This is a genomic window from Sulfitobacter sp. CW3, from assembly GCF_019392245.1.
In the GTDB taxonomy this organism is placed as follows: Bacteria; Pseudomonadota; Alphaproteobacteria; order Rhodobacterales; family Rhodobacteraceae; genus Sulfitobacter.
Genome location: NZ_JAHXRL010000218.1, coordinates 1 through 271 on the forward strand (window position 1 = coordinate 1; position 271 = coordinate 271).

1 protein-coding gene is annotated in these 271 nt (G+C 72.0%); it reads left to right on the plus strand.

Features of this window, described 5'->3' with window-relative positions; all coding sequences use genetic code 11:
- Window positions 1–271: MFS transporter (locus KZZ06_RS20840; RefSeq protein WP_219581866.1), on the plus strand; the 271-nt coding region annotated here is incomplete at both ends.

The following is a 271-nucleotide window of genomic DNA, read 5'->3' on the forward strand; positions in this document are numbered from 1 at the left end:
TGTCGCTCCTGATCGCGGCCCGCATCGTCCAGGGTCTCGGGGGCGCGGCGATCATGAGCGTCAACATCGGCTTCGTGCGCTTCATCTACCCGCACCGGATGATCGGCCAGGGGGTCGCCAACGTCGCGCTCGTGGTGGCGGTCGCCTCGGCCGCCGGCCCGACCGTGGCCGCGGCGATCCTGTCGGTGGCGACCTGGCCCTGGCTGTTCCTCGTGAACATCCCCGTGGGCCTCCTGGCCCTGACGGTGGCGTCCCGGACCCTGCCGGTCAC